At 65.5% G+C, this 3,054-nt stretch carries 4 protein-coding genes and 3 pseudogenes; 5 read left to right on the top strand and 2 right to left on the bottom strand.

The window, feature by feature from the left end:
* Positions 1-155: 155 nt before the first annotated feature.
* A pseudogene (locus tag AB0N06_RS38515) lies at positions 156-283 on the top strand (IS5/IS1182 family transposase); the annotation flags it as partial.
* 135 nt (positions 284-418) lie between these two features.
* Positions 419-595, top strand: coding sequence for a hypothetical protein (locus tag AB0N06_RS38510; protein ID WP_366139322.1), 177 nt, complete (start codon positions 419-421; stop codon positions 593-595).
* 179 nt (positions 596-774) lie between these two features.
* Here AB0N06_RS38510 and AB0N06_RS38505 read toward each other — a convergent pair.
* Positions 775-1,244 (bottom strand): annotated as a pseudogene (locus AB0N06_RS38505) (GNAT family protein); the annotation flags it as partial.
* A 127-nt stretch (positions 1,245-1,371) separates the two neighbouring features.
* On the opposite strand from AB0N06_RS38505, the pseudogene AB0N06_RS38500 reads away from it, so the two are divergent.
* The 3 genes and pseudogenes from AB0N06_RS38500 to AB0N06_RS38490 all read left to right on the top strand — a co-directional run.
* Positions 1,372-1,533 (top strand): annotated as a pseudogene (locus AB0N06_RS38500) (transposase); the annotation flags it as partial.
* Positions 1,534-1,866, top strand: a complete 333-nt coding sequence (locus AB0N06_RS38495; RefSeq protein WP_366139321.1) for a hypothetical protein — start codon at positions 1,534-1,536, stop codon at positions 1,864-1,866.
* 63 nt (positions 1,867-1,929) lie between these two features.
* Entirely contained in the window at positions 1,930-2,370 is a 441-nt protein-coding gene (locus AB0N06_RS38490) for a transposase (protein WP_366139323.1), read from the top strand.
* On the opposite strand, the gene AB0N06_RS38485 is transcribed toward AB0N06_RS38490, so the two are convergent.
* On the bottom strand, positions 2,354-2,896 hold the full coding sequence (locus tag AB0N06_RS38485; RefSeq protein ID WP_366139320.1) for a GNAT family N-acetyltransferase: 543 nt from the start codon (positions 2,894-2,896) through the stop codon (positions 2,354-2,356). The genes AB0N06_RS38490 and AB0N06_RS38485 overlap by 17 nt on opposite strands.
* Between the last annotated feature and the right edge of the window lie 158 nt (positions 2,897-3,054).

Genomic DNA, 3,054 nt, shown 5'->3' with positions numbered 1-3,054 from the left:
GGCGACCAGGGCGGGGACGAGTGGTAACACAGCCGCTTGCGTCATAAGGAAACCCCGGCCCGTCGGAATCGGGCCGGGGTTTCCGGCATACGGCGCCATTCCCCGGCAGACACCCGGAACCGCGCGGCCGCACTCACGCACAAGCCCGATGGGCCTTGATCGAACCGACGTTGACGGGCTGGAGGGAAGCCCGACTCGACCGCAGACCCGCCAGCCAACCAGCTCGGTCGAACTACGCGACGTATTCAACGTGATCCTGTACGTCAACTGCACCGGAATTCCCTGAATATGCCTCCCGCGCGACTTCCCGAACCACGGCACCGTCTACGTCGCCGTGGTCTGTCGACGGCGGTCATCGCTGGCGCTTCATCTACGGGTAAGGGAGGCAAGCGAAGCCTCAAAAGAGTACAAATGTCATATGAGTGAGAAATCGGAAAATCTGCATGACGTGGATGAATGGGCCGACCGCATCCGGGACGCCTCGTCCGGGTCCGATGTGCAGGCTGTCCGCAAGGTCGTCAGCGACATTTACCGCGCCGCCCAGGACGAACTCGACAAGAAGCGGGCGCAGGCTGAATACGAACGCGAGGAGTAGCCGTCCGAGCTCATTCCGTGCCCGGAGTTGAGTCGAGGGGCTGTGCGGTGTCCGGAACGGCTGGACCTGCGGTGATCCGTCGTCGGCCGCCGGGCTGGCGCGAAGGTGCTGGTCATGGCGGAGACGGCGGCTTGTGCGATGGTCAGGAAGGAGCCATTCTTCTCGTCCGGCCCGTCTCACAGCACGCCGTCTTTGGTCATCCCGAGCCGCCTGGCCACAGCGATGCCGGCCTCATTCGCTGCCGAGACCCACCAGTCCACGCGGTGGATGCCCCGTTCCTCGATCGCCCGATCGGTGATCACGCGCGCGGCCCGGGTCGCCGGCCCCTTGCCCACCGCCGACGGCTCCAGCCCCAGCAGGTTGCCACTGCGGTGCCCTGCTCGACGCCCAGAGTCCGAAAGAGGACCGCGCCGACCAACTCGCCGTCCATCCAGATGCCGTAGAGCCAGCCTGTATCGGCCGCGGTCCTGTCTACGTACGCCTGGAGGAACGCCCAGCTCGACCCCAGGTCAGTGACGACGTCGGGGAGCGCGTTGTGCTGCCCGATGAACTCCCGTCCTCGGTCGATGTGGGCCAGGAACTCCTCTGCCCGCCACGGTTCGAGCGGGCGCATCTCGGCACCGTCATTGCCCAGGGGTATCGCGTACAACGTCACCATTCACGGTCGGTATCAGCGCACTCGGCGAAGGGACGTGGCGGTCCGCGTCATCGACTGCGAGATCACCGTCAGTACCTGACAGGGGCGCCGCACCGGCGCCTACCGTCTCGTCACGACCCTGACCGACTCCCACGCGCACCCCGCCGCCGAGCTGATCAGGCTCTACCATGGGCGATGGGAGGTCGAGACCTCCTACCTGGAGATCAAGTCCACCATCCTGGGCGGCCGGGTCCTTCGCGCACGGACCCCTGCCGGCGTTGCCCAGGAAGTCTTCGCACTGGTGGTCACCTACCAGGTCCTGCGACTGGCCATGGCGGATGCCACCGGTATCCGCCCGGACACCGACCCCGACCGGGCCAGCTTCTCCATCGCCCTGAACACCGCCCGCGACCTGCCCGTCCAGGCCGCGGGCGTCTTCAACGACACGGCCATCGACCTCGTCGGCACCATCGGCCGCCGGATCTTGGCCGACCTCATGCCCGACCGCCGCATCCGCACCCGGCCACGCGTCGTCAAACGCGCCATCTCGAAGTGCAACGCCAGAGGCACCGTCGACAGAACCAGCTACAAAGCCACAATCAGCATCAACATCCTGACCACCCGCACCCCTTGACACCGGACACCCAGCGCTAACTACACGGCACTAGGACGCTCCCGCGGCGGTCTTACCACCAAGCTGCGCCTGGCCGTCGAACAGAGGCAGAAGCCTATGTTCATCGTGATCACGGCCGGGCAGCGCGGGGATTCTCCGCAGTTCGAGGTCGTGCTGGGCCGCATCCGGGTGCCCCGACTTGGGTGCGGCAGGCCCCGCGTACGCCCGCGACGGGTGCGGGCGGACAAGGCGTACGGGTCCCGCAAGACCGGCGCCTACCTACGGCGTCGCGGTATCCGCTGCACCATTGCGGACAAGGCCGACCAGGTCCGCAACCGCAAGAAGCGCGGGTCCAGCGGTGGCCGGCCACCGAAGTTCGACCCAGACGACTACAAGGCCCGGCACGCGGTCGAGTGCGGCATGAATCGCTTCAAGAGACATCGAGCCGTGGCCACTAGGTACGACAAACTCGCGGTCCGCTACGAGGCTGCCGTCCTCGTTGCCGCCATCAACGAGTGGTTGTGACGTACTGGTCCGACGACAACTCGAACACCCGTACTCGCCGACCGCAGGTGGGATTGACGGTCTCACGGACCGGATGCATCCCCAGTTTGGTCATGATCCGTTCGGAGGCGTCGTTGCCTACTTGAGTGATGCTGACGATCCGCTCCAGCCCTCGCTCTTCGAACCCGAACCGTACAGCGGCCGCAGCGGCCTCGGTGGCCAAGCCCTGCCCCCAGTGGGAACGTCCCAGCCGCCAGCCGACCTCAACCGCCGGCAGTACCTCCGGCAAGAAGTGGGGCACCGAAAGGCCGGTGAACCCGGCCAGCTCGCCAGTGGACCGGATCTCCACGGCGAACAGGCCGAAGCCCTGTGACTCCCACTCGCTCTCCCATGCCTGGATCCCGCCGCGAGTCTGCTGTTCGTCACGGACGCTGCCGTCACGGATCCACCGCATGACCTCGGGGTCGGCATTGACGGCAGCCATGGGCGCAACGTCTTCCTCGCGCCAGCGACGCAGGATCAAACGGGGAGTCTCAAGCGTGACCATCCGATCATTCTGGATCACAAATGGGCTCTCCGCCATCCTCACCAGGCACTTTCGAAACACGCTCTAGTATCCTGCGCCTCAAATGGTGACTTTAAGTTCGTTTCGCTTTTTGTGGTGTGTTGATCTTTTCGAGGTAGTCGGCGAGCGAGTTGAGGATC

The sequence above is a fragment of the Streptomyces sp. NPDC051020 genome (assembly GCF_040683105.1).
Taxonomy (GTDB): domain Bacteria; phylum Actinomycetota; class Actinomycetes; order Streptomycetales; family Streptomycetaceae; genus Streptomyces.
This window is presented reverse-complemented; position numbering and strand designations above follow the sequence as displayed.